Raw genomic sequence first — 25,896 nt, forward strand, 5'->3', positions numbered from 1 at the left:
GGTCAGGACTCCTTGCGGGAGGTGGGGGACGTACGGGGGGCGGAGGACGCCGTGGCGGGGTTGGTCCCGGCCCGTGAGAGGACGAGCAGCAGCAGCCAGGTGATGAGCAGGCTGAGGATGGAGACGGCGACCGACATCCGGGCGTGCGCTCCGGAGATGGTGACGATCCACACGGCGAAGGGCCTGAAGCCCAGCAGGGAGGCGATGGTGAACTCGCCGAGGACCAGCGCCAGGGTCAGGAAGGCCGCTCCGGCGAGCGAGGCCCGCAGGTTGGGCAGCAGCACGCGCAGGACCACGTACGGCCAGCTCGCGCCGCAGCTGCGGGCGGCCTCGACCAGCGTCGGCACGTCGATGGCGCGCAGGCCGGCGTCGAGCGAGCGGTAGACGAAGGGCAGCGCCAGCACGGTGTACGCGAGGACCAGGACGACGGGGAACCGCTCGTTCTGCACGGCCAGGAAGGTCTGGTACAGCGGAGTCCGCGACAGGTGATCGGGGCCCCAGCGCAGCACGGTGGTGATCCCCGTGACCAGCGCGATGGGCGGTACCACCAGCGGCAGCATGCACATCACCTCCACGACCGGGCGCAACCGCGGCGAGCCGAGGCGTACGGCGACCAGCGCGGGCACCGCGAGCAGCAGCGACGTCGCGATGGTGGCGGCGGCGAGCCCGAGGGAGAGCAGCATGCTCTCGGTGAACCCGTCGGCGGCGAGGAGCTCGGTGTACGCCTCGAAGCTGATGCCCTGGCCGGGCACGTGCACGGTGAAGACGAAGGAGGCCAGGAGCGGGACGAGGAAGTACGCGCCCGCCGGCAGGAGTACGGCGGCGCGCCAGACGCGGGGGCGGGGGCGGCGGCGCGGGGCGCGGGTCCGCGCCGTGGCACCGGCCGGCGCCGCCCCGGAGTCCGGGGAGGTGCCCGCGGCGTCCGGGGCGGTCGGCGCGGGCGTCGGGGTCATCGCAGCCATCGGGCGCTCCGTCGCTGGAGGGGCAGGTAGACCGCCATGACGAGGCCGGCGATCAGGATCATGTCGAGGCCGAGGGCGAGCGCCACGTTCTCCTGTCCGGTCAGTACGTTGCCGGACAGCGCGTCGGCGATCTTGAGCGTGACCAGCGGTACGGAGCCGCCGACCAGGGCCGCGGCCGTGGCGTGCGCGGCGAAGGCGGTCCCGAAGAGCAGCACGAACCCGCCGAGCAGGGAGGGCGCGAGCACCGGCAGTCCGACGTGGCGCCAGAACTGCCGTCCGGTGGCCCCGTTGTTCTGGGCGGCCTCGCGCCACTGCGGGCGCAGTCCGTCCAGTGCGGGGGCGATCACGAGCACCATGAGCGGGATCAGGAAGTACAGGTAGACCACGGTCAGGCCGGTGAAGGAGTACAGGTTCCAGCCGAATCCGGTGAGGTCGGCGAGCTGGGTGACGACTCCGGAGATGCCGACGGTGGCGATGAACGCGAACGCGAGCGGCACGCCGCCGAAGTTGGCGAGGACGCCTGACGCCGTCAGGGCGGCGCCGCGCAGGGCCTGCGACCGGGAGGTGACCACGGCCTGCGCTATCAGGACCCCGAGCACGCCGCCGATCAGTGCGGTGAGGGCGGAGAGCTGCACGCTGCCGATCAGCGAGTCGAGGTACGGGCCCTGGAGCGAGCGCGAGAGGTGCTCGCCGGTCAGCCGGGTGGCGCCGGACGAGAGGTCGGTGCGGGTGACCGCGCCGAACGCGATGGCGCCGAGCGGGATGCCGAAGCAGAGCCCGGTGAAGGCGAGGAGCGGGAGGGCGGCGAGCCAGGTGCGCGGGCCGCGCCGCCGGCGGCGGCTGGTGGTGCTGCCGCCGGCGGTCCCCTCCGGGTGGGAGGTGGGGGTGGAGGGGGACATCAGGAGAGGGCCTTGTCCCACTTCTCGGCGAGGGTGGCCTTGGCCTTGTCCAGCTCCGCGGAGGCGGGGAAGGCGGGGGTGCCCTGGATCTGCGGGAGCTTGGCGGCGGCGTCCTTGTCGACGGTGCCGTCCTGGGTCAGGACGGGGAGCAGGACCGCGCGGGCGTGGCCCTTGAGGTACAGGTTCTGGCCCTCGGCGCTGTACAGGAACTCCATCCACAGGCGGGCGGCCGCCGGGTTCGGGGCCTCCTTGTTGACGGCCTGCGAGTAGTACTGGGCGTAGACGCCGTCGGTGGGGACGGCGACCTTCCAGTCGACGCCCTTGCCCTTGAACTGCTCGGCGTAGCCGGCGTTCAGGTAGTCCCAGTCGATGGAGATGGGCGTCTCGCCCTTCTCGACGGTGGCCGGGGTGGACTCGACCGGGATGAAGTTGCCGCTCTTGCGCAGCTGTCCGAAGAAGTCGATGCCGGGCTGGATGTCGGCGAAGGAGCCCTTGTTGGCGAGGGCGGCCGCGTAGACGCCGCCGAAGGCGGAGCCGGACTTGGTCGGGTTGCCGTTGAGGGCGACCTTGCCCTTGTACTCGGGCTTCAGCAGGTCCGCGAAGGTCGTCGGGCAGTTCGGGATCTTGGCCGCGTCGCAGCCGATGGAGACGTAGCCGCCGTAGTCGTTGTACCAGCGGCCGTCGGCGTCCTTCTGGCCGGCCGGGATCTTGTCCCAGGCGGTGACCTTGTACGGGGCGAAGAGGTTCTCGGCGGCGCCGCTGCGCGCGAAGGCTATGCCCAGGTCCATGACGTCGGGGGCGCGCTTCTGGCCCTTGCGGGACTTCACGGCGGCGATCTCGTCGGCGCTGGAGGCGTCCGGGTTCTCGCTGTTCACCTTGATCTTGTACTTGGCCTCGAAGGCCTTGATGATCTCGCCGTAGTTCGCCCAGTCCGGCGGCAGCGCGATGACGTTGAGCTGGCCTTCCTTCTGGGCGGCCGCGACGAGGGCGTCCATGCCGCCGAAGTCGGCCGCCGAGGCGGCCGCGCCCGGCTGGACCTTGGACTTGCCGTCGCCGGCGGCACCGGTGGCCTTGTCCGGAGCGGCGCCACACGCGCTGAGCGTGGTGAGGACGGCGGCGCTGAGCAGTACGGCTGCACCACGGCGAGCGGAGGAACTGAGCACGGTCTCTCCCGGAGACGGGTTCCTGACGGGGGTCGACTTGTCTGAACAAGTTGGCTCCAGTTCGCCGGTCCCCGCTATACGGAAGATGAACGGGGACTGGACCGCGGGGCACGAGTCGAGGAAGAGACGAGATTGACCGAAAGAAGCCGTGACAGGGAGGGTGTAATGATCTTCAACGCCCTGGTTGGCGGACACGTCGGGTTACGGTCGACGGCGTCAGGCGACACCCGGTCGACAGCGTGGGGGGCGGAGTACGGCATGGGCACGATCCGGTATCTGGAGATCGCCGACGCGCTGCGCACGGCGATCCTCTGCGGCGAGTACGCGGTGGGCGCCCAGCTGCCCTCGGAGAGCGATCTGGCCGCCCGCTGGTCCGCCTCGCGCGGAACCGTCCGGCAAGCCGTGGCCACGCTCGCCGCGGAGGGGCTGATCGGCTCCCGGCAGGGCGCCCGGAGGATCGTTCTGCGCCACGAGCGGCGGCACAGCTTCGGCGAACTGAACAGCTTCGCCCAGTGGGCCGAGGGGCTCGGCCAGGAGGTCACCAGCCGCTTCCTCTCCCGGGTCCGCCGGCCGGCCACCGCCGAGGAGGCGGAGCGGCTCGCGCTCGCGCCGGACACCGGGATCCTGGCCGTGGTCCGGCTGCGGCTGCTCGACGGCGAGCCCACCATGGTGGAGCGGACCGCGTACGCCGACTGGGTCGCGGCCGCGGTCGAGGCGCTGCCGGACGACGTCCGCTCGGTGATGGACAGCCTCGCGAACGAATCCGGGATCGTCGCCCACTACGGCGAGCACCTCATCGACGCGCTCGGGGCCGGCAGCGAGGACGCGCGGCTGCTGGAGATCCGGCGCGGGAGCCCGCTGCTGCGCCAGCGACATGTCTCGGCCACCGCCACCGGTCGACCGATCGAGTGGACGGACGACCGGTACCGTGCCGGCAGCGTCACGTTCAGTGTGAGCAACTCGGCGGTAACCACTCCCCTGGAGCGCCGTACGGGCGAGGGATGAGGGGGCGTGGATCAGAGATCAGAGGGCGGCTCCGGCCGCTTCGTCGATCGCCCCCGGCAGCCAGTCCGCGACCCGGCGGAAGCGGTAACCGAGGCCTTCCGCCCGGCTGTTGTCGAGTGCGTAGTCGCGGTCGAAGGAGAACGGCGAGGCGGCGGCGCCCGCTTCGACGGTTCGCAGGCCCGCGGGGCGGCCGACCCGCTCGGCGACCAGCGCGCACAGTTCCAGGACGTCGAGCGACCCGTGCGAGGCCGCGTCGACCGCGCCGGTGAAGGACTGCCCGGCCGTCCACTGCAGGAACCGGGCGATCTCGTGGTGGTGGATGAACGAGGTGGCGTACGGGGCTTCGTGGACGTCCACCGGGGTTCCGGCGGCGATCCGCCCGGTGTAGTGCGCGAGGCGTCCGGTGAACTCCTCGCGGCCGCCGCCGAGTACGTGCGCGGTCCGCACGGCGGCGAAGGCGAACGGGCCGCCGCCCTGCCCCGGCTCGCCGAGGACGGCCTCGGCCTGCCGCTTGCCCTCGGCGTAGGCCCGGGCCTCGGGGGTGGGCGGCGCCGGGTCGTAGACCTCCATGGTCGAGGTCATCACGTACCGCGCGGTCCGGCCGGCGAAGACCCGGCGGGCGACGGCGGCTTGGAGCGGCGTGTAGCAGACCTGGTCGACGACGGTGTCGAAGGTGCGGTCGCCCAGGGCGGCGCGCAGCCGCCCTTCGTCGTCGCGGTCGGCGACGAGGCGGCCGACGCCGGGCGGCGGGGCCGCGGAGCCGCGGTTGAGGACGGTGACCTCGTCGCCCGCATCGCGCAGGAGGGTGACCAGGTGCTTTCCGAATTACCGGCTTCCGCCGATGACGAGAATCTTCTGCATGGGCTCGACTGTGCCGCTGTATCGTCCCCAGCAGAACCGATCACCTGCTGTACGGGTATGAAGGAAAACTGATGATCGACGTGCAGCGGCTGCGCATCCTGCGGGCCGTCGCCGAGCACGGCAGCTTCAACAGGGCGGCCGCCGCCCTGCTGCTGACCCCCTCCGCGGTGTCGCAGCACATCGCCTCGCTGGAGCGGAGCCTGGGCCACCCGGTGGCGGTGCGCAGCACGCGCGGGGTCACCCTGACCGAGCCGGGGCGGCTGCTGGTGGAGGCCGCGGAGACGATCTCCGCGGAGCTGGACCAGGTCCGCCACGAGATCGACCGGCTGACGGCGGGCCGGCCCCGGCTGACGGTCGCCACGTTCACCAGCGGCGGCCGCCGGCTGCTGCCCGCGGCGCTGGCCCGGTTCGTGGCCGTCCACCCCGATGTGGAGCTGACCGTACGGGAGGCCGAACCGGAGACCGCGGTCCCGATGGTGCGTACGGGCTCCGCCGACCTCGCACTGGCCTACCACTTCGACGGACCGCTGCCCCTGCGGGCCGGGCTCGACTGGACGCCGCTGATGGACGACCCGCTGTGGCTGGCCCTGCCGCGCGAGCACCGGCTCGCCGGCCGGGACTCGCTCGGCCTGACGGAACTGGCCGCCGAGCGCTGGGTACTGGGCTGCCTCAAGACGGAGGCCCATCTGCGCCGGTACGCGGAGCGCGCGGGCTTCGACCTGCGGGTGGCCGCCTCCACCACCGACTACTTCTTCGCGCAGACCCTGGTCGCGGCGGGCGTCGGCGTCGCGCTGATCCCGCAGGTGTCCCTGTCCCCGGATGCCGCCGTGGCCCTGGTGCGGATCGAATCCCCGCGCCCCGCCCGCCACATCGGAGTGGTCACCCCACGCCGGCGCCGCCCGCACCCGCACGTACAGGCACTGGCGTCGGCGCTGGCCGAAGCGGTGGAGCGGTGAGCCGGTCAGACGTCCGAGGCCTCTGAGGCGTCCGAGGCGTCCGAGGCGTCCGAGGCGTCCGAGGCGTCCGAGGCGTCGACGATGCGGCCGTCGCGCAGTTCCACCACGCGGTCCGCGAGTTCGATGAGGGCCGGGTCGTGGGTGGCCACCAGGGCGGTCACTCCCTCGCTGCGGACCACTGCGCGCAGCAGCTGCATGATCGAGCGGCCCGTCTCCGAGTCGAGCTGACCGGTGGGCTCGTCGGCGATGATCAGGGCCGGCTCGTTGGCCAGGGCGCGGGCCACGGCGACCCGCTGCTGCTGGCCGCCGGAGAGCTCCCCGGGCCGCTGCTCGGCGTGTTCGGCGAGGCCGACCAGTGCGAGCAGGGTGCGGGCGCGTTCCTCGCGCTGCTTCGCCGGGATCTTCCGCATCCGCATCGGGACGCCGACGTTCTCGACCGCGGTCAGGACGGGGATCAGCCCGAAGGACTGGAACACGAAGCCGATCCGGTCGCGGCGCAGCGCGAGTAGGCCTTCTTCGTCCAGTCCGGCGAGATCGGTGCCGTCGAGCACGACGCTGCCGCCTGTCGGGGTGTCGAGGCCGCCGACCAGGTTCAGCAGGGTCGTCTTGCCGGAGCCTGAGCGGCCCTTGAGTGCGGTGAGCCGGCCGCGTTCGACCTCGAACGACACCCCGCGCAGGGCGTGCACCTCGCGCTCGCCGCTGCCGAAGCTGCGCTGGACGTCGTGCGCCACGACCATGGGCGGCTGCGCCGTGTCGACCTGGTTCTGCGTCATGGTGTGGACTCCCCCTGGAATCTGCCGACGATCGCCGCTGCGGCCAACGCAACCGCCTCAATCGCCCTCAATCGCTTCGTTTCGAATTTGTTCATCCGCCCCACCCTTCGCGCAAGCCCCTTCCGTCGCACGTTCGAATCTGACAGCATCGTCCGCTATCCGGTGCCAACGGTCCGGATGGGGGAGGAAAACGGCACATGCTCGGCTTCGTCGTGCGTCGGCTGCGCGGGCGAGTGCCGCTCGCGGCCGCCGTGCTGCTGACCGTACTGATCACCACGACCGTGCTGACCGCACTGTCCGCGTTCACCCGCGGCGTGGGCGAGGCCGGGCTGCGCCAGGCCCTGCAGGGTCCGGACCGGGCCCGGACCACCGTCCTGGTGACCGGCGAGCACACCACGGCCGACCGCGGCAAGGACGACGAGGCCGTACGGGCCTTCGCAGGCGAGCTGTTCGGCCGGCTGCCCGTCGCCGTCGAGAGCGTGGCGCGCAGCCGTTCGTACGGGCTCCCCGGCGCGCGCACCCCCGGCCGGGACGCCGACCTCACCCTGCTCGCCGCCCTCGACCACGCGAACGTGAAGCTGCTGGCCGGCCAGTGGCCCGAGGCCGTCGGCGCCCCGGGCGGCCGGACACCGGTGGCCGTCCCCCGGGCGGCGCTGACCCGGCTCGGGCTGAGCCCGCAGGCGCTGCCCGCCGAGGTACGGCTCGACGACCGGTACGGCGGCGCCCCGCTGACCGTGCTGGTCACCGGCGTCTACCGGGCGGCCGACCCCGAAGCGCCCTACTGGCGGCTCGACCCGCTGGGCGGCCGGGAACTCCAGGTCGGCAGTTTCACCACGTACGGCCCGCTGCTCGTGGACGACACGGCCTTCACCGCGGGCGGGCTGGTGCAGAACAACCGCGGCTCGCTCCTCACCCCTGACCTCGCCACCACCGGCAGCTCCGAGGCGGAGGCGATCCGCGACCGTACGGCCGCGGCCTCCGAAGCACTGAAGCGCACCAAGTCCCTCCAGGCCAGGACCGAACTGCCGGAATTCCTCGGCGAACTGGCTTCGGCCCAGCTGGTCGCCCGCTCCACCCTGCTCATCGGCGCGCTGCAGCTGGCCGTCCTGGCCGGAGCCGCTCTGCTGCTCGTCGCACACCTCCTGACGGAGCGCCAGGAGGGCGAGCGCGTGCTGCTCGCCGCCCGCGGCGCCTCCCGCCGCCGCCCCGGCGCGCTCAGCGCGGCCGAGGCACTGCTGCTCGCCCTGCCCGCCGCCGTCCTCGCGCCGCTGCTCACCCCGCCGCTGCTGCGCCTGCTCGGCGGGTTCGGCCCGCTCGCGCGGGTGCCGTTCAACACCTCCGGGAGCTGGCTGCTGTGGCCGGTCCCGGCCGCCTGCGCCCTGGCCTGCGTGCTGCTGGCCGCGCTGCCCCCCGTACTGCGCGGGGTCGCGGCAGCGGCCCTGCGCCGCAGCGGACGCCGTCAGGCCCTGGTCGCCGGGGCCGCCCGCTCGGGCGCGGACCTGGCCCTGGTTGCCCTCGCCGCGCTCGCCTACCAGCAGCTGTCGCAGCACAGCGGCGACGGGCTCACGGCCGGCCCGGCGGCCGACGGCGCACCGATCGGCGTGGACCCGGTGCTGGTGGCCGCGCCGACGCTGGCCCTGTGCGCGGGCACGCTTCTGGTGCTGCGGCTGCTGCCGTTCGCCGCGCGGCTGGGCGGGCGGATCGCCGCCCGGGGCCGCGGACTCGGCCCGGCGCTCGTGGGCTGGCAGCTCGCGCGCCGGCCCGGGCGGGCCACGGGGCCCGTACTGCTGCTCGTACTCGCCGTCTCCAGCGGGGTCCTGGCCCTCGGCCAGCACACGGCCTGGTCCGCGTCCCAGCGCGACCAGGCGGAGTTCGCCACCGCCGGGGGACTGCGGATCTCCGGCAGCGACCTGCCCGCGATGGGTCAGGGCGGCCGGTACGCGGCGCTGCCCGGCGGCGAGGGCGTGATCCCGGTGATCCGGGGGCCGCAGGAGCTGCCCGGCGGGCGGGCCGCGCAGGTGCTCGCGCTGGACGCGGCGGCCGTGGCCGAACGGGTGCCGCTGCGCGCCGACTTGCGTGACGGACGCGGGATGCGGGAGCTCTTCGCACCCCTGTCGGCGCCGGCCGCCTCCGGCGCGGGCGGCATCGCCCTGCCCGGGAAGCCGCAGCGCATCGACCTCGACGTGGAGCTGCGGGTGTCCGGCCGTGACAGCGGTCATCCCGGGATCGGGCTGCTGGTGCGCGACCGGTTCGGGCTGACCTACCGGACCTCGATGGTCCAGCTGCCCGCGACCGGCGCCGCCACCGCCTCGGTGGACCTCGGCGCGCTGACCGGCGCCCCGCTCGGTTCCGCCGCGGCTCCGCTGACCCTGGCCGGGATCGCGGTGTCGTACGGCTCGGGCGAGGAGGGCTCGGACTTCGGTGCGGGTGAACCCGGCACCGGCGCCGCGGAGTTGACCGTACGCCGGGTGGCCGCGGCCGACACCTCGGCCGGCCGGGCCGAACCGGTGGCGGCCGCGGCCGGCTGGACGCTGTCCGCACCCGCGCTCACCGACGGCTCCCCCGCCGCGGAGCTGCTGCCGGGCCCGCAGGACGGCTCGGAGCTGCTGAAACTGCGCTACCGGGGCGGCCACGAGGCCAAGGCCGGAATCCAGCTGGCACTGACCCCGCCCGGTACGCAGGGCGCCGCCGAGGTGCCGGGGATCGCCACCCGCGCCTACCTCGCCGGGGTCGGCGCGACCGTCGGCGACCTGATCCCCGTACCGCTGGGCGGCGTCTCGGTGCCGGTGCGGATCACGGCCGCGATCGGCTCGCTGCCCGTGGCCGGGGACACCGCTGTCGCCGTCGATCTGGGCACCGTGGGGCGCCTGTTGGCTGCGGGCGGCGCACGGGAACTGCCCGCGCCCACCGAGTGGTGGCTGCCCGCGAAGTCCGCCGCCGACACCGCTCCGGCCCGCGCCGCCGCCGAACTGCGGGCCGGCGCCGGGGTACAGCAGGTACGGCTGCGCGAGGAGGTGGCCGCCGGGCTGCTGGACGACCCGCTGAGCGCCGGCCCGCAGAGCGCGCTGGCCGCCCTCGCCGCCGCCTGCGCGGTACTGGCGGCGATCGGCTTCGCCGCCTCCGCGGCGGCGGGCGCCCGCGAGCGGGCCCGGGAGTCGGCGGTCCTGCTGGCGCTCGGTTCGCCCGGGCGGACCCTGGCCCGCACGGCGGCCGCCGAGAGCTGCCTGCTGGTCGGGCTCGGCTGCGCCGTCGGGGTCGGGCTGGGCGCCGCGATCGTCCATCTGGTGGTGCCGCTGGTGGTGCTGACGCCCGCCGCGCGCCGACCGGTACCGCAGGTGATCGTCGACCTGCCGAACGGCACGACGCTGCTGCTGACCGTCGCGATCGCGGCGGTGCCGCTGCTGTCGGCGGTGCTCGGCGGCCGCCGCGACCGGAACGTCTCGAACGCGGCCGCCCGGCTGCGGTACGTGGAGGAGCTGTGACCAGGCCCGCAGACACCCCGGACAGCGCGCGGCACGGCGCACCGGACAGCCCGCCGGGCCACGCTCCGGCGTCCGGTCCCGCCCGAGGGAGCGGGTCCGGGCCCGCGGCCCCGTCCGTGACACGGACCGGCGCCCCGTCCGCCGTGCGGCCGGCGCCGTGGGTGCGGACCCGGCTGCGGTCTGCGCCGTCGAGCGCCCTGCTCGCCGCGGCCCTCGCCTTCGTCGCCGTACTGCTGGCGGCCTCCCTGCCGCGCGCCGTGGACAGGGGCGCCGATCAGGCGCTGCGCTCCTTCCTCCACGACCGCGGTCCCGTCGCGACGAGCCTGCTCGCCACCTCCACCGCCCGGTACGGGAACCAGACCCCCGAGAACCTGGACTCCGTACGGAACGCGCTGCTCGCCCGTACCGGCTCCGGCTTCGCCATCGCCCCCACGGGCGTCGTCCACGGCACCCAGGCGTCCAAGCAGCGCGGCCTCGCCAACCCCGGACTGCCCAGCCCCGACGGCGTCCCGCCCCGGATGGACCTGCTGTACCTGCGGGAGGCCGCCGCGCACACCGAGCTGGTGGAGGGGCGCTGGCCGAGCGGCGGCGCCCCGGGCGGGCCCGTGCCGATCACACTGTCCCAGCAGGCCGCCCAGACCCTGGGCGTCCGGGTCGGCACCGTGCTGGAGTCCTTCGCCAACAACTCCGAACCGATGAGCGCCGAGATCGTCGGTCTCTACCGGGCCACCGACGAGGACGACGTCTTCTGGGCCGGGCTGCCCTGCCTCACCCGTGCCTGCCAGGCCAACACCTCCACCGTGCCCCCGCAGCGGTACTGGCAGACCGGCGCCCTCGTCGGGCCCGACGGGCTAGACCGGCTCGGGCCGTGGGGCGAGGGCGCCGAGGACTTCTGGCGGCTCCCGGTGGACACCGGCCGGCTCCGCGCCGACCTGCTGCCCGACGTCGCCCGGGAGATCTCCGCGTACGTGGGCGGTCCGACCGCCTCCGCCCTGCGGAGCAGCACCCAGCGGAGCGATCTGCGGATCACCTCCCGGCTTCCGGATCTGTTCAAGCAGGCCGGGGCCCGGCAGCAGGCGGTCGCGCCGCTCGCCGCGATCGGCCCGGCGGGGGTCGCCGGGGTGGCGGCCGTGGTGTTCTGCCTGGCCGCCGCGCTGACCGGGGACCGGCGGGAGTCGGAGCTGCGGCTGCTGCTGGCCCGCGGCGGCTCGCCGCGCGGGATCGTCGGCCGGCTGCTCGGCGAGGGCGCGGTGACCGTTCTGCCCGCCGCCGCCCTGGCGACCGCCCTCGCCCTGTGGCTGCTGCCGACGCCACGCGGGACCGCGGCCCTGCTCGCGGCCGCCGCCGTCACCCTGCTGGCGTTGCTGGCCTTTCCCGTACGGGCCGCCGTACTGCTGTCCGCACGGCGGCGCGGGCCGGCCCCGCGGCGCCGGCTGGTGGCCGAGCTGCTCGCCGCCGCCGCCACCGCGGCGGCCGTGTTCGAGGTCCGCCGGCGCGGGGTCGCGCCCGCCGGCGAGGGCCTGGATCCGCTGCTGGTCGCCGCCCCGCTGCTGCTCGCGCTGTGCGGCGGGCTGGTACTTGCCCGGGTCCAGCCCGTCCTCGTCGGGGCACTGGCCCGGGCGGCCGGGCGGCGGCCCGGCCTGATCGGCTTCCTCGGCCTGGCCCGCGCCGCCCGCGGCACCGGCGGCCGGGCGCGCCCCTCGGTGCTGCCGCTGATCGCCCTGCTGCTGGCCGTCACCACGGGCGGGTTCGGGGCCACGGTGCTGGACGCGGTGGACACCGGCCGGCTTCGGGTGGCCCGCCTCGCCGTCGGTGGAGACGTCCAGATCTCGGCGCCGTACGGGAACGCCCTGCCCCCGGCGATGGCCGAGGCCGCCGCCGCGCTGCCCGGCGTACGGACGTCGGTCGGCGTGTGGACGGACGACAAGGCGTTCGTGTTCGGCACCGTCCAGGGCTCCACCCAGGTCACGGTGGTCGTCGCCGATCCGGTGGCGTACGCGGAACTGGCCGGGACCATCGGACGCGGGCAGTTCGACCCCGCGCTGCTCGCGAAGGACTCCGGCGCCGGCGCCCCCGTGCCGGCGCTGTTCAGCAGCGACCTGGCCAAGCTGGCGGAGGCCGGCACCTACCGGCTGTCGTTCGGCGACGGCGGCGAGCTGCAGATCGACTCCGTCGGCGTGGTCGAGGGGACCCCGGTACGGCCCGGGGCGGGCGGCGCCGTGGTCGTCCTGCCGGCCGGGCCGACCACCGCACGCCTGCCCAAGACCGGGCATCCCGAGCGGTGGCTCGCGACCGGAGCGGTCGACGGGGACCGGCTGCGCGAGGCCGTCCGGGCGACCGCCCCGGCGGGGACCGCCGGGCGCTTCACCGTCCGTACCAGCGCCGACACGGCCGCCGAGCTGGGCAGCGACCCGCTGCAGCGGTCGGCGGGCCGGCTGTTCTGGGCGTCGGTGGCAGGGGCCGCGGGCTTCGCGCTGCTGGCCGTCCTGCTCACGCTGGTACGGGCGGCGCCCGAACGCGCCGCGCTGCTGGCGCGGTTGCGCACGATGGGGCTGCGGCCCCGGGACGGCATCCGGCTGATCCTGACGGAGGGGCTGCCGCAGGCGCTGGCCGCCACCCTCGGCGGGGCGCTCGTCGCGGCCGCGGCCGTCGCCCTGCTGGGCCCGGCCATGGACCTGTCCGCCCTCGTCGGCTCCACGGTGCCGACGGGGCTGCGCCTGACGGCGCCGCCCGTGCTGACCCAGGCACTGGGACTGGCCTTCCTGGTCACCGTGGCCGTGCTCGCCGAGGCGGCGATATCCGGGCGGCGCCAGATCACCACCGAGTTGAGAGCGGGAGACGAGCGTTGAACAGCGACCAGCCGACCTACGAAGAGCTGCGCCGGCAGGCCCTGGCCGCCGCCGCACCGCGCACCGGGCGCGCCGACACCGCCATCGCCTGCGACCGCCTGGTCCGCATCTTCAGCGCCGACGGGGTCGAAGTGCAGGCGCTGCAGGGCCTGGAGCTGACCGTGCAGCGGGGCGACCTCGTCGCCCTGGTCGGCGCTTCCGGCAGCGGCAAGTCCACCCTGCTGAACATCCTGGCCGGGCTGGACGTCCCCACGGCCGGTTCGGCCACGGTCGAGGGCTTCGACCTGCTCGGGATGTCGGCGAAGGACCGGCTCCGCTACCGGCGCGAGGCGGTGGGCTTCGTCTGGCAGCAGACCGCCCGCAATCTTCTGCCATTCCTGACGGCAGCTCAGAACATCGCCCTGCCGATGCAGTTGAAGGGACGGCGCGGTCGCGGCGGCGCGGCGGCCCGCCAGGCGGACCGGGTCACCCGCCTCCTGGAGGCGCTGGAGATCGCCGATCTCGCCGACCGGCGTCCCGCCGAGCTCTCCGGCGGCCAGCAGCAGCGGGTGGCCATCGCCGTGGCCATGGCCAACGACCCGGCGGTCCTGCTGGCCGACGAGCCCACCGGCGAGCTCGACTCCGAGACGGGAGCGGCTATCTTCGAGGCGTTCCGCACCGTCAACCGGGAGCTCGGCGCCACGGTGGTCATCGTGACGCACGACCCGCTCGTCGCGGGCGAGGTCCGCCGTACGGTGGCGATCCGCGACGGCCGCACCAGCAGCGAGGTGCTGCGCCGCACGGTCACGGACGAGCACGGCGCGGAGTCGGTGAGCGAGCGCGAGTACGTGATGCTCGACCGGACCGGCCGCGTGCAGCTCCCGCACAAGTTCCTGGAGGCCCTCGGCATGGAACACCGCGTCGCGGTCGACCTGGCCGCGGACCACATCGAGGTCCGCCCCGACACCGCGGAGGACCCCGACGGCCTGCCCGCCTGAGCCGCAGCACGGGTCACCGGAGTGACCCCCCGGCCCGGGGAGCCCCGGCCCGCGCGATGCCGCGCCCGGTGAACGAACTGGTGGGCGTCACTTCCGTGGGGCGGGTGTCGTTAGGGCCTCGGGGTTGACTCTGGGGGCGAAGGGATGACGGAATGCGGCAGTTTCCTCTGGAGATGCACCAGATGGCACCGGGACGGGTCGTCGAGTGGCGGTTGCGGTCCACGGCCGGGCCGGCGCCGGACACCGGCGGCACGGGCGATGCGCCACGCGGTGTGCCGGCCGATGCGGCGGGCCGGAGGGCTTCGTTCAACCAGGACAAGCACTTCACCGTCGCCGAGGAGAGCCGCGGAGCCGACGATCCCGTCGCGTCCTGGATCGCGGTCACCTTCGAGGTCAAGGGCGTGCTGGACGAGCGGGCCCTGACCCGTTCCCTGCTGGCCTTCGTGTGTCGGCACGAGGTGCTGCGGTGTGAATTCCGGCGTCTCGCAGGAGAGTTGGCGTGCGAGCCGATCGCCGCCGCCGAACTCGCCCTCGACGCCGTACCCGTGGCCGACTTCGACTCGTCCGAGGCCCTGCGCGGCTTCCTCGTCGACCGGTTCAAGCGCAGCATCGACACGCTGTCCTGGCCGCTGTTCACCATGGGCGCCGTCCTGCGCGAGGACTCCACGACCGTCTACCTGGCCTTCGACCACATCGTCTGCGACGGCCTGTCGATGCCGACCGTCGTGCACGAGGTGCAGAACGGGTACGAGGCGCTGTGCCGCGGCGAGGAGATCGACCTGCCGCCCGCGCCGAGCTACCTGGACTTCGCCGAGGAGCAGCGCCGCCGCTACCTCTCCATCGCCGCCGACGACGAACGCCTCGGCTACTGGAAGTCGTTCATGGCGCGCGGCGGCGGCGAGTTCTTCCCCCGCTTCCCGCTCGAGCTCGGCGTGGAGCCGGACCGGATGTACCCGATCGTCAACGAGGCCTCGCCGCTGCTGGACGCGGCCGAGGCAGAGGTGTTCGAGAAGGCCTGCCGTGTGGTGGACGGCAAGCCGTTCATGGGGGTCCTGGCGGCCGTCGCGGTCTGCCTGCGCGAGGCCGGCGGACCCGGCGTGTACCGGGGCTTCATGCCGGTCAGCGAGCGAGGCCGGGCCGGCTGGGCGAACTCGGTGGGCTGGTTCGTCAACACCATGCCCATCGAGTTCGACGCCTCGCCGGGCCGGGACTTCGCCCAGGTCATGGCGGCGGTGCGGGCCGGTTTCGGCGAGATGATGGAGCACATCGACGTGCCGTTCGTACGGGCCTGGCAGCTGCTGGCGCCCGCCGAGTTCGCCGCCCGCTCCTGGCCGTACCCGGTGAACTTCTTCTCGTACATCGACATCCGCAAGTGTCCCGGCGCCGAGCGGCACGGGGACTGGCGGCCGACCTCGCACGTGTGGTCGGCTCGGGCCAACGGCGCCTGCTCCTGGTTCCAGCGGGACGCCGACGGTCTGCACATGAACTCGATCTACGTGGACACCGCCGCCGCGCGCCGCACCATGGACGACTTCCAGGAGGCGCTGCGCGCGACGGTCCGGGAGATCGCCCGGCACGGTTCCTTCCGGCGGCCGGTGGCCCTGACCGCGCCGCGCCGCCCGCTCGGCGCGTCCCGGAACGGCGCGGCGCCGTACGCGCCGTCCACCGGCCGCTCCTGACGATGCCGGCCGCCCGTGGTCACACGCGGGCGGCACGCCCCAGCAGCAGGGCCCGTTCCCGGGCGTTGTGCGTGAGCGAGGCGGCGCGTTCGAACTCCGCCCGGGCTTCCTCCCCGCGGCCCAGCCGCTCCAGCAGGTCGCCCCGTACGCTCGGCAGCAGGTGGTAGGAGCGCAGGGCCGGCTCGTCGGCCAGGGCGTCGACCAGCGGGAGCGCGGCTTCGGGGCCCTCGGCCATCGAGACGGCGACCGCCCGGTTGAGCTCCACGACCGGTGACGGGACCAGCTCGACGAGCCGTCCGTAGAGGGTGGCGATCGTCGCCCAGTCCGTGTCCTCGTAGCGGACCGCCTCCGCGTGGCAGCCGGCGATCGCGGCCTGTACGGAGTAGGGGCCGCTCCCCGCGTCCCGCATGGCCAGGGCGCCGCGGCGGATCAGCAGCCGGTTCCACTTCGACCGGTTCTGGTCGGCGAGCAGCACCGGCTCGCCGTCGGGGCCCGTACGGGCGGAGATCCGGGAGGCCTGGAACTCCAGCAGCGCCGCCAGCCCGTGCACCTCGGGCTCCTCGGGCATCAGGCCGGCCAGGACCCGGGCCAGCCGGAGGGCGTCCTCGCACAGGGCGGGGCGGACGAGGTCGTCGCCGGCGGTCGCCGAGTAACCCTCGTTGAAGATCAGGTAGATGACCTCCAGGACGGAGGCGAGCCGCTGCTCGCGGTCGGCTCCGTACGGGACTTCGAAGGGAACGCCCGCCTTGGCCAGGGCCCGCTTCGCCCGGACGATGCGCTGGGCGACGGTCGGCTCCGGGGCGAGGAAGGCCCGGGCGATCTCCTGGGTGGTCAGCCCACCCATCAGGCGCAGGGTGAGCGCGATCCGGGCCTCGGTGGCCAGGACGGGGTGGCAGGCGGTGAAGATCAGCCGCAGCAGGTCGTCGTCGATGTCGTCCGGGGCCGCCGGCTCGGCGGGCGGCGGTACGTCCTCCAGGGTCCGGCCGACCTCGGCGAGCTTGCGGGCGTACGTCTCCTTGCGGCGCACGAGGTCGATCCCGCGGTGTTTGGCGGTGGCCATGAGCCAGGCGCCCGGCTTGTCCGGGACACCCGACTCCGGCCACTGTTCCAGGGCGGCGACCAGCGCGTCCTGGGCGATCTCCTCGGCGATGCCGACGTCGCGCACGATGCGCGCGACGGCGGCGATGATCCGCGCCGACTCGATCCGGAACACCGTCTCGACCGCCTGGGTCGCATTCACTGCCGTCACGGCCACCCATCAGAGCAGCCGTGACGAGGCAGGGCAAACGCGGCGCGGATCGCGGCGCGGTCAGCCCCCGTCGATCTGGCGCAGCTCGGCGCCGACCGTCCACTCCTCGGGGTGGATCTCCAGGAACCGCTTGGTCCACTCCAGCGCCTCGGCCTTGTCCTTGGCCTGGAGGATGGCGTAGCCGCCGACGACCTCCTTGGTCTCGGTGAAGGGCCCGTCGGTGTAGCTCAGCTTGCCGCCGGACCAGGTCACCCGGGTCCCCTCGGAGGTGGGGAGCAGCCCTGCGGTGTCGAGCATGACCCCGGCCTTGGTGATCTCCTCCATCAGCGCGCCCATGCGCTCCCCGAACTCCGGCGGGAACTCGGTGTTGGCGGGCAGGGCCTGCTCGTCGATACGGATCATGGAAAGGAAGCGCGGCATGGTGACTCCTCGGCCGGACGGGCGGGGGCTTTCCCCACCTCTCACTGGTTCGTCGAACGGGAGGCGCCCGGATCGACAGTCCCCCGGAGATTTCTTCAAAAAGAATCTTCCGGGCCGAACAGCGCTACCGGCGAGTAGGATCGCGGGCTCCGGCCCCTCCGAGAGGACCTTCCGATGCCGCGCACCCCCTCTTCCCCCGTACTCCTCGCCGGCCTGCTGGCGACCGCGGGCGTCGCCCACGCGGTCGCGCCGAAGCAGTTCGACGCCACCGTCCCGAGCGCCCTGCCCGGCACCGCCCGGCAGTGGACGTACGCGAGCGGCGCCGCCGAGCTGCTGCTGGCCGCCGGGGTCGCCCACCCGCGGACCCGCCGAGTGGCGGCCCTGGCCGCGGCGGCGTTCTTCGTCGGCGTGTTCCCCGCGAACGTGAAGATGGCCGTCGACGCGAGACGGCGCACCCCCGCCGTCCGCGCCGTGACGCTCGCCCGGCTGCCCCTGCAGGTCCCGCTGGTCCTGTGGGCACGGAACGTGAGCCGGGGCGCCGCCGGCTGACGGTTCGCACCCACCCCGATCACGGGCTGTCGCCCGACCAGTCCCAGTGCCCCGGATCGGCCGCGCGGCGCCGGTAGTGGGTGCGGCCGCCGGCTCCGTAGCGCCCTATCTCGGTGGGGAGGCGGGCCTCTTCGGCGAGTTGGCGCGAACTCCAGCCCGTGATGTCCAGGAGGAGCCCGTCCAGCGGACCGCCCACGAGTTCGCCGTAGCGGCGGCCGGGGCGCGGGCCGGGGTCGGGGTCGTCGTGGTCGGCGCCGTAGACCCGGCGCCTGAGCATCCTGTCGTCCATGGGCCCAGCTTCACAGCCACCACTGACAACGGGCACCGGGGCGTGCGCTCCACGGCGGCCGCCGCCGCTCCCTGACCCGGCCTGATCGACAAGACACCCCTAGCCTTCGAGCAGCCCCTGCCCGACGTACTCCCCCGGCGCGGCCCCGCCCGCCACGGCGAACAGGGCGGACGCCTCGTGCTCCGTGTACCGCGCGAGGGCGTCGCCCCGGGACAGCCGCTGCTGGACGGGGACGAAGCCCGTACAGGGATCCGCCTGCCAGGCGACGAAGAGCAGCCCCGCGTCCGGTGCGCCGTCGGGGCGCAGGCCGTCGTAGTACGACCATCCGCGCCTCAGCATCGTCGCTCCGGCGCGGCCAGCCGGATGTGGGCGTTGGTCGCGATGACCGGGATCCCGTCCGGCCGGGCGGCGTCCAGGTCCACCGGGGTGCGCTCGGTGCCGCCGGTCAGCGGGGCCCCGTCGGCCACGCGCCGCCCGACGGCCTCCTCGCGGTGGTGGACGGGCAGCCCCTCCCAGGTGTCGAGGAGCATCCGGATCCGGCGCACGACCACGTACGAGCCCCCGGCCAGCCAGGCCGGCGCGTCCGGGCCGGTGACCAGGATCCGGGCCCGCTGGGCGGGGTCCTCGGCCGGGACGGGGTTGGCGGTGCCGTCGAGCTGGCCCATCAGGTTCCGGTGGGTACCGGAAGCGGCCTCCGCGCAAGCCGGGGCTCCGGGCGGCCGGGTGAAGCCGGACATCACCCAGCGCGTCCGCGCCGCGCCCCGGGCCAGCCGCTGCAGGACGCGCAGCGCGTGCACGGCGACGAACGGGTCGTCGGCGCCGATCTGCACGAACAGGTCCCCGCCGGAGCGGGCCGGATCGAGCCGGTCGTCCGTGAAGGCGGGCAGCGGGGCGAGGGCCTGCGGCCGGGCCGCGGCGAGTCCGAGCCGGTCGAAGAGGCCCGCCCCGAAGCCGAAGGTGACGGTGAGCGAGGCGGGCCCGGCGTCGAGGGCGACGCCGGTGTCACCGTCGGCCCCGGACCCCTCCCCGGCACCGGCAGCCGTACCCGCGCCGGCACCCGTACCCGCGCCGGTCGCGGCCGGCGGCTCGCCGCGGCTCATCCGGGCCGCCGCCCCGGTCCAGCTGCGCAGCAGGGCGGCCGCCCGGGCCCGGTCGGTGTCGGGCCCGAGGTCCAGTGCGGCGAGGTGCGCGTACGGCTGGCGCCTGGTCAGGATCCCGGCCTGGTGCGGGCCGTGGAAGGGGATGACGGCGGGCGGCCGCCGCTCCCCGGTCCGGGCGCCGGCCCCGGACGTGGTCAGTACGGCGCCGCCCGCGGCCAGGGCGGCCAGTCCCCCGGCCGCGAGCAGGGTCCGGCGGGCGACCCGGGACCGGCCGCAGGACGGACCGCTCCCGCCCGGTTCTTCGGCCTCCTCCACCGTCACTTCACCCCGTCGACCACCGGGTCGACGACCCCGACCCACAGCTGGTTCAGCTCGGACACGTACCGGCCGCCCTTGGTGTCCTGCGGGACGACCAGCCGCGGTCCGGCCGCGTCGTCGAACGGCACACCGTCCTCGGAGACCGCGAGCAGGATCTGGCTCTTGGCGAACCCGGGGTCGAGTTCGGCCCAGGCGAAGACGGCACGGTAGTCGCCGCCCCCGGTCGCCGCGACCACCCCGCGCAGCTGGCCGTTCTTCTTGCTCTGGTCGAAGCGCGGCTCCGCCGTCTTCAGCACCTCGTACAGCGGCACGCCCGCGTACGTGTGCTCCTGGTCGCCCTTGGCGCTGGTGAACTTCACCGGCGCCGAGCTCTGGGGCAGCTTGCGCAGGTCGGCGAGGGTGAGGGTGTAGGGCTTGCCGACCTCGCCGCCGACCCGCACCTCGCCGGGCTTCAGCGGCGCGGCGGAGGCCTGCGCGGAAGCGCCGGCCGAAGCCGTGGCGGAAGCGGGGGCGGAAGCCGCCGCTCCCGTCTTCGCGTCCTTCCCGTCCTTCCCGTCCGCCGACGTCCCGCAGCCCGCGAGGACCAGCGCGCCCGCCGCGAGCGCGAGGCCCGCTCTCCGAAGACTCCCGTGACGTTCCATGGACGACCCCTCCCCGACACGCCGATCAACTACCTCGCAGATGCAAGGTGATCAGCCCTCTTGTGGCGAAAATGCCGTGCGCAACATACATGAAGTCCCGCATCTGCCCTATCCCGTGAAATCCGCCCTGGAGCATCGGCCGAAAGGCCCGTCCGCAATCCCGGCAAACGCCCCGGCCCCTTGGCGGAAACACCCGTTCCGGACAGGAATTACGGCGCGGCGGACCCGGCGGCGATGATGGGGGCCCACCCACGCATCACCCGTTACACGGAGCAGGAGCACCGCCCATGGCACGTCGGGTACACCAGCCGCTGGAGAACCAGGAGTTCGACTTCATCCTCGGCATGACCGAGGGGCCTGTTCTCGCCTACTTCATCGGGACCTGGCCCAAGGCCCTGGAGGCCTGCCGGGCGATGGACGCGCTCGTGTCCGAGGTGGCCGAGGAGTACGGCACGCGCCTGACGGCCGTGCGCACCGACATGACCCGCTGCCCGGAGGCGACCAGGCGTTTCGCCGTGACCGGCGCCCCCACGGCCGTCCTCGTCAAGGGCGGGGAGGCCGTGGCGAGCCACGGCGGAGCGATGAGCGGCGCCGAACTCCGCGCCTTCCTGGAAGCCCACCTCTGAGCGTCGCGGCGGCCGCGGGGCCGGATGGGCCAAAGTGGGCTATCTGGCCGAAACTGGCATAGGTCAGATAGGTGCCTTGGGCATGTAATGGATTCCGGCGAGACGGACCCACGGAACCATGCTTACGAGGTGCTGCATGTCAGAGACCGTTGCCTTTCCCCAGGACCGAACCTGCCCCTACCACCCGCCGACCGCATACGACCCGCTCCGCGAGGGCCGGCCGCTCTCCCGCGTCACCCTCTTCGACGGCCGCTCGGTCTGGGTGGTCACCGGGCACGCCGAGGCGCGCGCCCTGCTCTCCGACGGGCGGCTCTCCGCCGACCGGAGCAACGAGGCCTTCCCCTCTCCCACGAAGCGGTTCAAGGGGCTCACGAACCGCCGCACGGCCCTGCTCGGCGTCGACGACCCCGAGCACAACGTCCAGCGCCGCATGCTCATCCCGAGCTTCACCCTGAAGCGGACCGCGGCCCTGCGGCCCGCCATCCAGGAGACCGTGGACCGGCTCATCGACGAGATGGTCGCCAGGGGCCCGTCGGCCGAACTCGTCAACGACTTCGCCCTGCCGGTCCCCTCGATGGTGATCTGCGCCCTGCTCGGAGTCCCGTACGAGGACCACGAGTTCTTCGAGGGGGCGTCCCGACGGCTCCTGCGCGGCCCCGAGCTCGCCGACGTGGAGGCCGCGCGGGACCAGATCAACGGCTACCTGGCCGACCTGATCGAGCGCAAGCGGACCGACCCGGGCGACGGGCTGCTCGACGAGCTCGTCGCGACCCGCCTGGAGACCGGCGAGACCGACGTCGAGGAGCTGGTCGCGCTGGCCGCGATCCTGCTGATCGCGGGCCACGAGACCACGGCGAACATGATCTCGCTCGGTACGTTCACCCTGCTGAGCCATCCCGAGCAGCTGACCGAGCTGCGCGCCGACCCGGCGCTCATCTCGGTGGCCGTCGAGGAACTGATGCGCTTCCTGTCCATCGCCGACGGAATGCTGCGCGTGGCCGTCGAGGACATCGAGATCGGCGGAGTGACGATCCGTCCGGACGACGGGGTGATCTTCTCCACCTCCGTCATCAACCGGGACGCGGCCGTGTTCGAGCGGCCGGACGCACTGGACTGGCACCGCTCCGCCCGGCACCACGTCGCGTTCGGCTTCGGCGTCCACCAGTGCCTCGGACAGAACCTGGCCCGCGCCGAGATGGAGATCGCCCTGGGGACGCTGTTCGCACGGCTGCCCGGGCTGCGGCTGGCGGCCGAGCCGGAACGGATCCCGTTCCGACCCGGCGACACCATTCAGGGCATGATCGAACTCCCCGTGGCATGGTGAGGAACATGCCGCCACAGCGCATCGACATCAAGACGGACATCTGCATCGGCGCCGGGCAGTGCGCCCTGGCCGCGCCGGACGTGTTCACCCAGGACGACGACGGCTTCAGCCAGGTCCTCCCGGGCCGGGAGGACGGCAACGGCAGCCCGCTGCTCCGCGAGGCCGCCCGCGCCTGCCCGGTCGCCGCCATCAGCATCAGGGAGGAGTGACCGCGCCACCGGAAGTGGCGAGTTCACGGGAGCCCGTGCGGCTCAGAGCAGGGCTACGGCCCGGCGCTCCAGCTCCAGCGAGCGGTCCACGAGTTCGGCGCATTCGTCGAACAGGTCCCGCCGCGCGGCGGCGTCGGAGTCCGGGTCGGCCGTACGGGCCGAGGCCGCCAGCCGCGACCAGTGTCCGGCGGAATCCCGCAGGAGCGCGGCCGCCTCCGGCCGCCCGGCGAGGTCGAGGAAGTCGGCGTACAGCGGCCGGGTGGCGCCGGGGGCGGTCCACTCCTCCTCCAGGCAGGCGTACAGCCGCCCGGTGCCGGCCCGGAAGGCCTCCGGGCCGGCGAACCGCCGCTCCCAGCCCGTCTTCGTGGTCCGGTCGCGCAGCTGCGCGGCCAGCTTCTCCATGCCGGAGAAACCGAAGTTGACGTCGAACTGGTTGCCGAGCACCGGACCGGTGAGGCGGGTGACGGTCGCGGCGACGGCCCCGTCGACGTCCGGCTCGCCCTCGGCCGGCCCGGTGGGCACGATGAGCTGGTGGCGGCCCTTGCGGTGCGCGGTCCAGGCCGCACCGAACTCCTCGCGGTCGATCCGGTAAGGGGTCTCGGCCCCGTCCTCGATCAGCAGGTCGTCGCCGTCGTAGCCGGCGATGACGACGGTGTACGGGTCGGCGCCGACCATCTCCGCGTCGGGGTCGGCCTCGTGCCAGGGCAGCGACGACCGGTCGACGACGCAGAAGGCGGGCTGGCCGCCGTCGAGCGCGGCGCGTACCCGACCCCAGCGGGGTTTGGTGGCGCGCGTGGCGTCGTAGGGGATGTGCAGGCGCCGCAGCGCGACCTGCACCCAGGGCTCGGGATGGGCCTGCGCGACGATCGTCGCGATGGGCGCCCGGCCGGCGTACTCGAACACGAAGTACATGAAGCCGATCCCGCCGGCCAGGCCCGCGATCAGCTCCTCGTCGTGGGCGCTGCCCAGGGCGTGGCGGATCAGGGAGGCCTCGCGATGGCGTCCGGTTCCGAAGTCTTCGTACACGAGCACAGTCATGCGGTCAGCCTAGCCGCGCGCGGCCCGTGGACCCGACGGCAACTTCCTGTACAGTTGTCCAGGAAGTTGCCCCGCTGACGCTGCCCCGGCAGCCCGCGAAACGGAGGTGACCGTGCACACGGTCGCTCAGGTCCTCATAGGCGTCGTCGCCGCCCTGCACGCGTACTTCCTGGTCCTGGAGATGTTCCTGTGGCAGCGGCCGCCCGGCCGGGCCCTGTCGGGCTTCGACGAGGACCTCGCCCGCCGCACCGCGCCGCTCGCCGCCAACCAGGGCCTCTACAACGGCTTCCTGGCCGCCGGCCTGGTCTGGTCGCTGGTCATCGACTCGCTCGCCACGCAGGTCTTCTTCCTCGCCTGCGTGATCGTCGCCGGGCTGTACGGGGGCGCGACCGCCAACCGCCGCATCCTCCTCGCCCAGGCCCTGCCCGGCGCCCTCGCCCTGGGCGCGGCGCTGCTGGCCGCGTGAGCCGGGGGCCCGTGGGCCCGGGACTCGATGAGCCCGCGGACCGCATGAGTCCGAGCGCGAGCACCGCATAAGCTCAAGGGCCGATGAGCCTGGAGAACACATGAGCCCCGAGGACCCGCGCACCGCCCGCACCAAGGCCCGGCTGCGCGAGAGCCTCCTCGCCGAGTGCGCGGACCGGCCGCTCGGGGAGGTCAGCGTCTCGGCGGTGGTCCGCCGGGCAGGGGTCGGCCGCGCCACGTTCTACCTGCACTACGAGGACCTCCCGGCGCTGGCCGTCGACGCCTGCGCCGATGTGGTGCACGCGGCGGTCGACGCCCTGCACGCCTGGCAGACGGAGCCCGGGGCGCGGGCCCCGGCCCGGCCCCCGGCCGCACTGGCCGGCTTCCTCGCCGACGCCGCCGCACACGGGACCCTGTACCGCACCCTGCTCCTGCCGGGCGGCGGCGGCCCGCTCGGCGAGCGGCTCCACCGGGAGCTGCGCGCCCGGGCCCGCGCCGAGCGCACGGCGGCCGGCGCCCCGCACGCCGACCTGGTCGCCTCGGCGGTGGCCGCCACCTTCACCGGGATCCTCGCCGACTGGCTGCACGACAGCGTCCCGGGCTCCCCGGCCGAGCTGGCGGACCACCTCTGGCCGCTGCTGCTGGCCCTGCACCGCGCGGGCTCCGCGTAGGCCGTGACCTTCGGATCAGGGCGGGCCCGTGACAGCCATGAGCCCCGCCGGACCGACCGACGGGGCTCATGTCACGGGCTGGGCTCGTGAAGTGGCGTCACAGTGGCTTCACCGAAGAGGGACCACGTTTTCCGCCTGCGGACCCTTGGGGCCCTGAGTGACGTCGAACTCGACCGACGCGCCTTCCGCCAGCTCCTTGAAGCCGGTGCTCTGGATGGCGGAGAAATGCACGAACACGTCGGGGCCGCCGTCGTCCTGCTGGATGAAGCCGAACCCCTTCTCCGAGTTGAACCACTTCACGGTGCCTGTTGCCATCAGTACTGATCCTTCTCAACGTTCCACGCGGGCCGCACGTGGGGTGCAGCCGGTTCCATCCTGCCCACACGTCACACCGAGCACACCTCAGGCGCGGCCGATCGGGGCGGCTTCGAACTCCTGACCGGCCAATTCGGCGGGCCGGGGCCGGCGGGCCGCCGCGGCCCGGCGCGACCCGCCAGCCCGGCAGCCCAGGCAGTTCGCGTGCCCGGTACGCGCGGCGGTGTCCCGGGTGCGCCAGTCCCACTCGGCGCGGGGGCGGGGGCCGCTGGGCTTGCCCCAGCCGGCGAGGTGCAGGGCCCAGGTGACGGCGCCGGCCACCGCGACGAGGCCGAGGCCTAGCCAGATGCCGGGGGCCCAGGCCGCGCACAGGGCCGCCCCGGCTCCGGTACAGCCCAGCAGGGCCAAGGCGGTGCCGGTCCAGCCGGCGACCGTGTGCCCCATGTCGACGTCTCCGTGCGCGCTCATGATTCTCCCCAGACGGACGGGCGGCAGTAGGCTCGAAAGGCGAGATGTCTTAGTGAACAAGATAAACATCTCACGAGCTAAGTTACTTAGACACTAAGGAGTATCTGCGTGCAGGGCAAGTCCCGCCCCGCGGCCACGGCCCAGGAGGCGCTGTCGCGCATGGACCGGTACGTCGCGCTGGGCCTCATCGGCCAGCAGGAAGTCGCGCAGCTGCTGGGGCTGAACGTCACCGACCTCACCTGCCTGGGCCACATCCTGGGCGCCGGGGACTCCCCGCTGGGCGCCGGTGACCTCGCGGAGCTCACGAACCTGACCACCGGCGCCGTGACCGGGGTGCTCAACCGCCTGGAGCGGGCCGGATACGCCCGCCGGCAGCCGGATCCCGCGGACCGGCGCCGGGTGCGCGTGGTGGCCGACCCGGCGGCCGCCGCCCGAGTCTTCGCCGTGTACGAGCCCTTCTACGCCCGGCTCGGCGCGGTGTTCGCGCAGTACTCCCCCGACGAGATCGCCGTCATCGCCGACTGGTTCGCGCGGGCGACGGTCGAGATGACCGCCCATCTCGCCGAAGTACGCAGCGGACGGCTCGGCCCGGCGGCCCCGTAGCGCCC

At 74.1% G+C, this 25,896-nt stretch carries 26 protein-coding genes and 1 pseudogene; 14 read left to right on the plus strand and 13 right to left on the minus strand.

The window, feature by feature from the left end; all coding sequences use genetic code 11:
- Window positions 1–2: 2 nt before the first annotated feature.
- Genes ACFXGI_RS12890 through ACFXGI_RS12900 form a run of 3 tightly spaced genes read right to left on the minus strand, consistent with a single transcriptional unit; the run spans window position 3 to window position 3,024 of the window.
- Window positions 3–962 (minus strand): ABC transporter permease, encoded by a 960-nt coding sequence (locus ACFXGI_RS12890; protein ID WP_384705442.1) that lies wholly within the window; start codon window positions 960–962, stop codon window positions 3–5.
- Complete coding sequence (locus tag ACFXGI_RS12895; protein ID WP_384705443.1) at window positions 950–1,861, minus strand: ABC transporter permease; 912 nt, start codon at window positions 1,859–1,861, stop codon at window positions 950–952. Before ACFXGI_RS12895 ends, ACFXGI_RS12890 begins: the two co-directional genes overlap by 13 nt.
- The gene (locus ACFXGI_RS12900; RefSeq protein ID WP_384705444.1) at window positions 1,861–3,024 is read right to left on the minus strand and encodes an ABC transporter substrate-binding protein; all 1,164 of its coding nucleotides are present in this window, start codon (window positions 3,022–3,024) and stop codon (window positions 1,861–1,863) included. The genes ACFXGI_RS12895 and ACFXGI_RS12900 overlap by 1 nt, the downstream gene beginning before the upstream one ends.
- A gap of 258 nt (window positions 3,025–3,282) precedes the next feature.
- Here ACFXGI_RS12900 and ACFXGI_RS12905 point away from each other — a divergent pair, with 258 nt between their 5' ends.
- Window positions 3,283–4,029 (plus strand): GntR family transcriptional regulator, encoded by a 747-nt coding sequence (locus ACFXGI_RS12905; RefSeq protein ID WP_384705445.1) that lies wholly within the window; start codon window positions 3,283–3,285, stop codon window positions 4,027–4,029.
- An 18-nt stretch (window positions 4,030–4,047) separates the two neighbouring features.
- Here the strand turns inward: ACFXGI_RS12905 and ACFXGI_RS12910 are convergent, their stop codons facing one another.
- Entirely contained in the window at window positions 4,048–4,611 is a 564-nt protein-coding gene (locus tag ACFXGI_RS12910) for a hypothetical protein (protein ID WP_384705446.1), read from the minus strand.
- 48 nt (window positions 4,612–4,659) lie between these two features.
- Between ACFXGI_RS12910 and ACFXGI_RS12915 the strand changes: the two genes are divergently transcribed.
- Together ACFXGI_RS12915 and ACFXGI_RS12920 are read left to right on the plus strand one after the other, a co-directional pair.
- Window positions 4,660–4,962 (plus strand): hypothetical protein, encoded by a 303-nt coding sequence (locus ACFXGI_RS12915; protein ID WP_384705447.1) that lies wholly within the window; start codon window positions 4,660–4,662, stop codon window positions 4,960–4,962.
- Entirely contained in the window at window positions 4,962–5,846 is an 885-nt protein-coding gene (locus ACFXGI_RS12920) for a LysR family transcriptional regulator (protein ID WP_384705448.1), read from the plus strand. Before ACFXGI_RS12915 ends, ACFXGI_RS12920 begins: the two co-directional genes overlap by 1 nt.
- A gap of 5 nt (window positions 5,847–5,851) precedes the next feature.
- Here ACFXGI_RS12920 and ACFXGI_RS12925 read toward each other — a convergent pair whose 3' ends face one another.
- Window positions 5,852–6,619 (minus strand): ABC transporter ATP-binding protein, encoded by a 768-nt coding sequence (locus ACFXGI_RS12925; RefSeq protein ID WP_384705449.1) that lies wholly within the window; start codon window positions 6,617–6,619, stop codon window positions 5,852–5,854.
- A gap of 197 nt (window positions 6,620–6,816) precedes the next feature.
- On the opposite strand from ACFXGI_RS12925, the gene ACFXGI_RS12930 reads away from it, so the two are divergent.
- The 4 genes from ACFXGI_RS12930 (at window position 6,817) to ACFXGI_RS12945 (ending at window position 15,606) form a co-directional block, all read left to right on the plus strand.
- Window positions 6,817–10,101 carry an FtsX-like permease family protein gene (locus ACFXGI_RS12930; protein ID WP_384705450.1) on the plus strand — a complete coding sequence of 1,095 codons (3,285 nt, stop codon included), beginning with the start codon at window positions 6,817–6,819 and terminating at the stop codon, window positions 10,099–10,101.
- A 116-nt stretch (window positions 10,102–10,217) separates the two neighbouring features.
- Entirely contained in the window at window positions 10,218–12,950 is a 2,733-nt protein-coding gene (locus ACFXGI_RS12935) for an FtsX-like permease family protein (RefSeq protein WP_384705451.1), read from the plus strand.
- On the plus strand, window positions 12,947–13,927 hold the full coding sequence (locus ACFXGI_RS12940) for an ABC transporter ATP-binding protein (protein WP_384705452.1): 981 nt from the start codon (window positions 12,947–12,949) through the stop codon (window positions 13,925–13,927). Before ACFXGI_RS12935 ends, ACFXGI_RS12940 begins: the two co-directional genes overlap by 4 nt.
- 152 nt (window positions 13,928–14,079) lie before the next feature.
- On the plus strand, window positions 14,080–15,606 hold the full coding sequence (locus tag ACFXGI_RS12945; protein ID WP_384705453.1) for a condensation domain-containing protein: 1,527 nt from the start codon (window positions 14,080–14,082) through the stop codon (window positions 15,604–15,606).
- A gap of 19 nt (window positions 15,607–15,625) precedes the next feature.
- Here the strand turns inward: ACFXGI_RS12945 and ACFXGI_RS12950 are convergent, their stop codons facing one another.
- Both ACFXGI_RS12950 and ACFXGI_RS12955 read right to left on the minus strand, forming a co-directional pair.
- On the minus strand, window positions 15,626–16,846 hold the full coding sequence (locus ACFXGI_RS12950; protein ID WP_384705490.1) for an RNA polymerase sigma factor: 1,221 nt from the start codon (window positions 16,844–16,846) through the stop codon (window positions 15,626–15,628).
- 69 nt (window positions 16,847–16,915) lie between these two features.
- Window positions 16,916–17,275, minus strand: coding sequence for a YciI family protein (locus ACFXGI_RS12955; protein WP_030864852.1), 360 nt, complete (start codon window positions 17,273–17,275; stop codon window positions 16,916–16,918).
- Window positions 17,276–17,449: 174 nt separating this feature from the next.
- Between ACFXGI_RS12955 and ACFXGI_RS12960 the strand changes: the two genes are divergently transcribed.
- The gene (locus ACFXGI_RS12960; RefSeq protein ID WP_384705454.1) at window positions 17,450–17,824 is read left to right on the plus strand and encodes a hypothetical protein; all 375 of its coding nucleotides are present in this window, start codon (window positions 17,450–17,452) and stop codon (window positions 17,822–17,824) included.
- Between the two features lie 19 nt (window positions 17,825–17,843).
- Here the strand turns inward: ACFXGI_RS12960 and ACFXGI_RS12965 are convergent, their stop codons facing one another.
- The 3 genes and pseudogenes from ACFXGI_RS12965 to ACFXGI_RS12975 form a co-directional block, all read right to left on the minus strand.
- Window positions 17,844–18,113, minus strand: a complete 270-nt coding sequence (locus ACFXGI_RS12965; RefSeq protein ID WP_384705455.1) for a hypothetical protein — start codon at window positions 18,111–18,113, stop codon at window positions 17,844–17,846.
- Window positions 18,114–18,212: 99 nt separating this feature from the next.
- A pseudogene (locus tag ACFXGI_RS12970) lies at window positions 18,213–19,534 on the minus strand (Dyp-type peroxidase).
- Window positions 19,531–20,172 (minus strand): molybdopterin-dependent oxidoreductase, encoded by a 642-nt coding sequence (locus tag ACFXGI_RS12975; RefSeq protein WP_384705456.1) that lies wholly within the window; start codon window positions 20,170–20,172, stop codon window positions 19,531–19,533. The pseudogene ACFXGI_RS12970 and the gene ACFXGI_RS12975 overlap by 4 nt, the downstream one beginning before the upstream one ends.
- A 287-nt stretch (window positions 20,173–20,459) precedes the next feature.
- On the opposite strand from ACFXGI_RS12975, the gene ACFXGI_RS12980 reads away from it, so the two are divergent.
- From ACFXGI_RS12980 to ACFXGI_RS12990, 3 genes are all read left to right on the plus strand, one after another.
- Entirely contained in the window at window positions 20,460–20,798 is a 339-nt protein-coding gene (locus ACFXGI_RS12980) for a thioredoxin family protein (RefSeq protein WP_384705457.1), read from the plus strand.
- A 136-nt stretch (window positions 20,799–20,934) separates the two neighbouring features.
- Window positions 20,935–22,122 (plus strand): cytochrome P450, encoded by a 1,188-nt coding sequence (locus tag ACFXGI_RS12985; RefSeq protein WP_384705458.1) that lies wholly within the window; start codon window positions 20,935–20,937, stop codon window positions 22,120–22,122.
- Window positions 22,123–22,127: 5 nt separating this feature from the next.
- Window positions 22,128–22,331 (plus strand): ferredoxin, encoded by a 204-nt coding sequence (locus ACFXGI_RS12990; RefSeq protein ID WP_384705459.1) that lies wholly within the window; start codon window positions 22,128–22,130, stop codon window positions 22,329–22,331.
- Between the two features lie 42 nt (window positions 22,332–22,373).
- Here the strand turns inward: ACFXGI_RS12990 and ACFXGI_RS12995 are convergent, their stop codons facing one another.
- Window positions 22,374–23,369 carry a BtrH N-terminal domain-containing protein gene (locus tag ACFXGI_RS12995; RefSeq protein ID WP_384705460.1) on the minus strand — a complete coding sequence of 332 codons (996 nt, stop codon included), beginning with the start codon at window positions 23,367–23,369 and terminating at the stop codon, window positions 22,374–22,376.
- A 112-nt stretch (window positions 23,370–23,481) separates the two neighbouring features.
- Between ACFXGI_RS12995 and ACFXGI_RS13000 the strand changes: the two genes are divergently transcribed.
- Window positions 23,482–23,835, plus strand: coding sequence for a DUF1304 domain-containing protein (locus ACFXGI_RS13000; RefSeq protein WP_384705461.1), 354 nt, complete (start codon window positions 23,482–23,484; stop codon window positions 23,833–23,835).
- Between the two features lie 100 nt (window positions 23,836–23,935).
- Window positions 23,936–24,505 (plus strand): TetR/AcrR family transcriptional regulator, encoded by a 570-nt coding sequence (locus tag ACFXGI_RS13005; protein WP_384705462.1) that lies wholly within the window; start codon window positions 23,936–23,938, stop codon window positions 24,503–24,505.
- A gap of 108 nt (window positions 24,506–24,613) precedes the next feature.
- Here the strand turns inward: ACFXGI_RS13005 and ACFXGI_RS13010 are convergent, their stop codons facing one another.
- The gene (locus ACFXGI_RS13010; protein ID WP_384705463.1) at window positions 24,614–24,820 is read right to left on the minus strand and encodes a cold-shock protein; all 207 of its coding nucleotides are present in this window, start codon (window positions 24,818–24,820) and stop codon (window positions 24,614–24,616) included.
- Window positions 24,821–24,907: 87 nt separating this feature from the next.
- Complete coding sequence (locus tag ACFXGI_RS13015; RefSeq protein WP_384705464.1) at window positions 24,908–25,288, minus strand: HGxxPAAW family protein; 381 nt, start codon at window positions 25,286–25,288, stop codon at window positions 24,908–24,910.
- 108 nt (window positions 25,289–25,396) lie between these two features.
- Between ACFXGI_RS13015 and ACFXGI_RS13020 the strand changes: the two genes are divergently transcribed.
- The gene (locus ACFXGI_RS13020; protein ID WP_384705465.1) at window positions 25,397–25,891 is read left to right on the plus strand and encodes a MarR family winged helix-turn-helix transcriptional regulator; all 495 of its coding nucleotides are present in this window, start codon (window positions 25,397–25,399) and stop codon (window positions 25,889–25,891) included.
- Window positions 25,892–25,896 lie beyond the last annotated feature (5 nt).

Origin of the sequence: Streptomyces sp. NPDC059355, assembly GCF_042752335.1 — a bacterium.
In the GTDB taxonomy this organism is placed as follows: Bacteria; Actinomycetota; Actinomycetes; order Streptomycetales; family Streptomycetaceae; genus Streptomyces.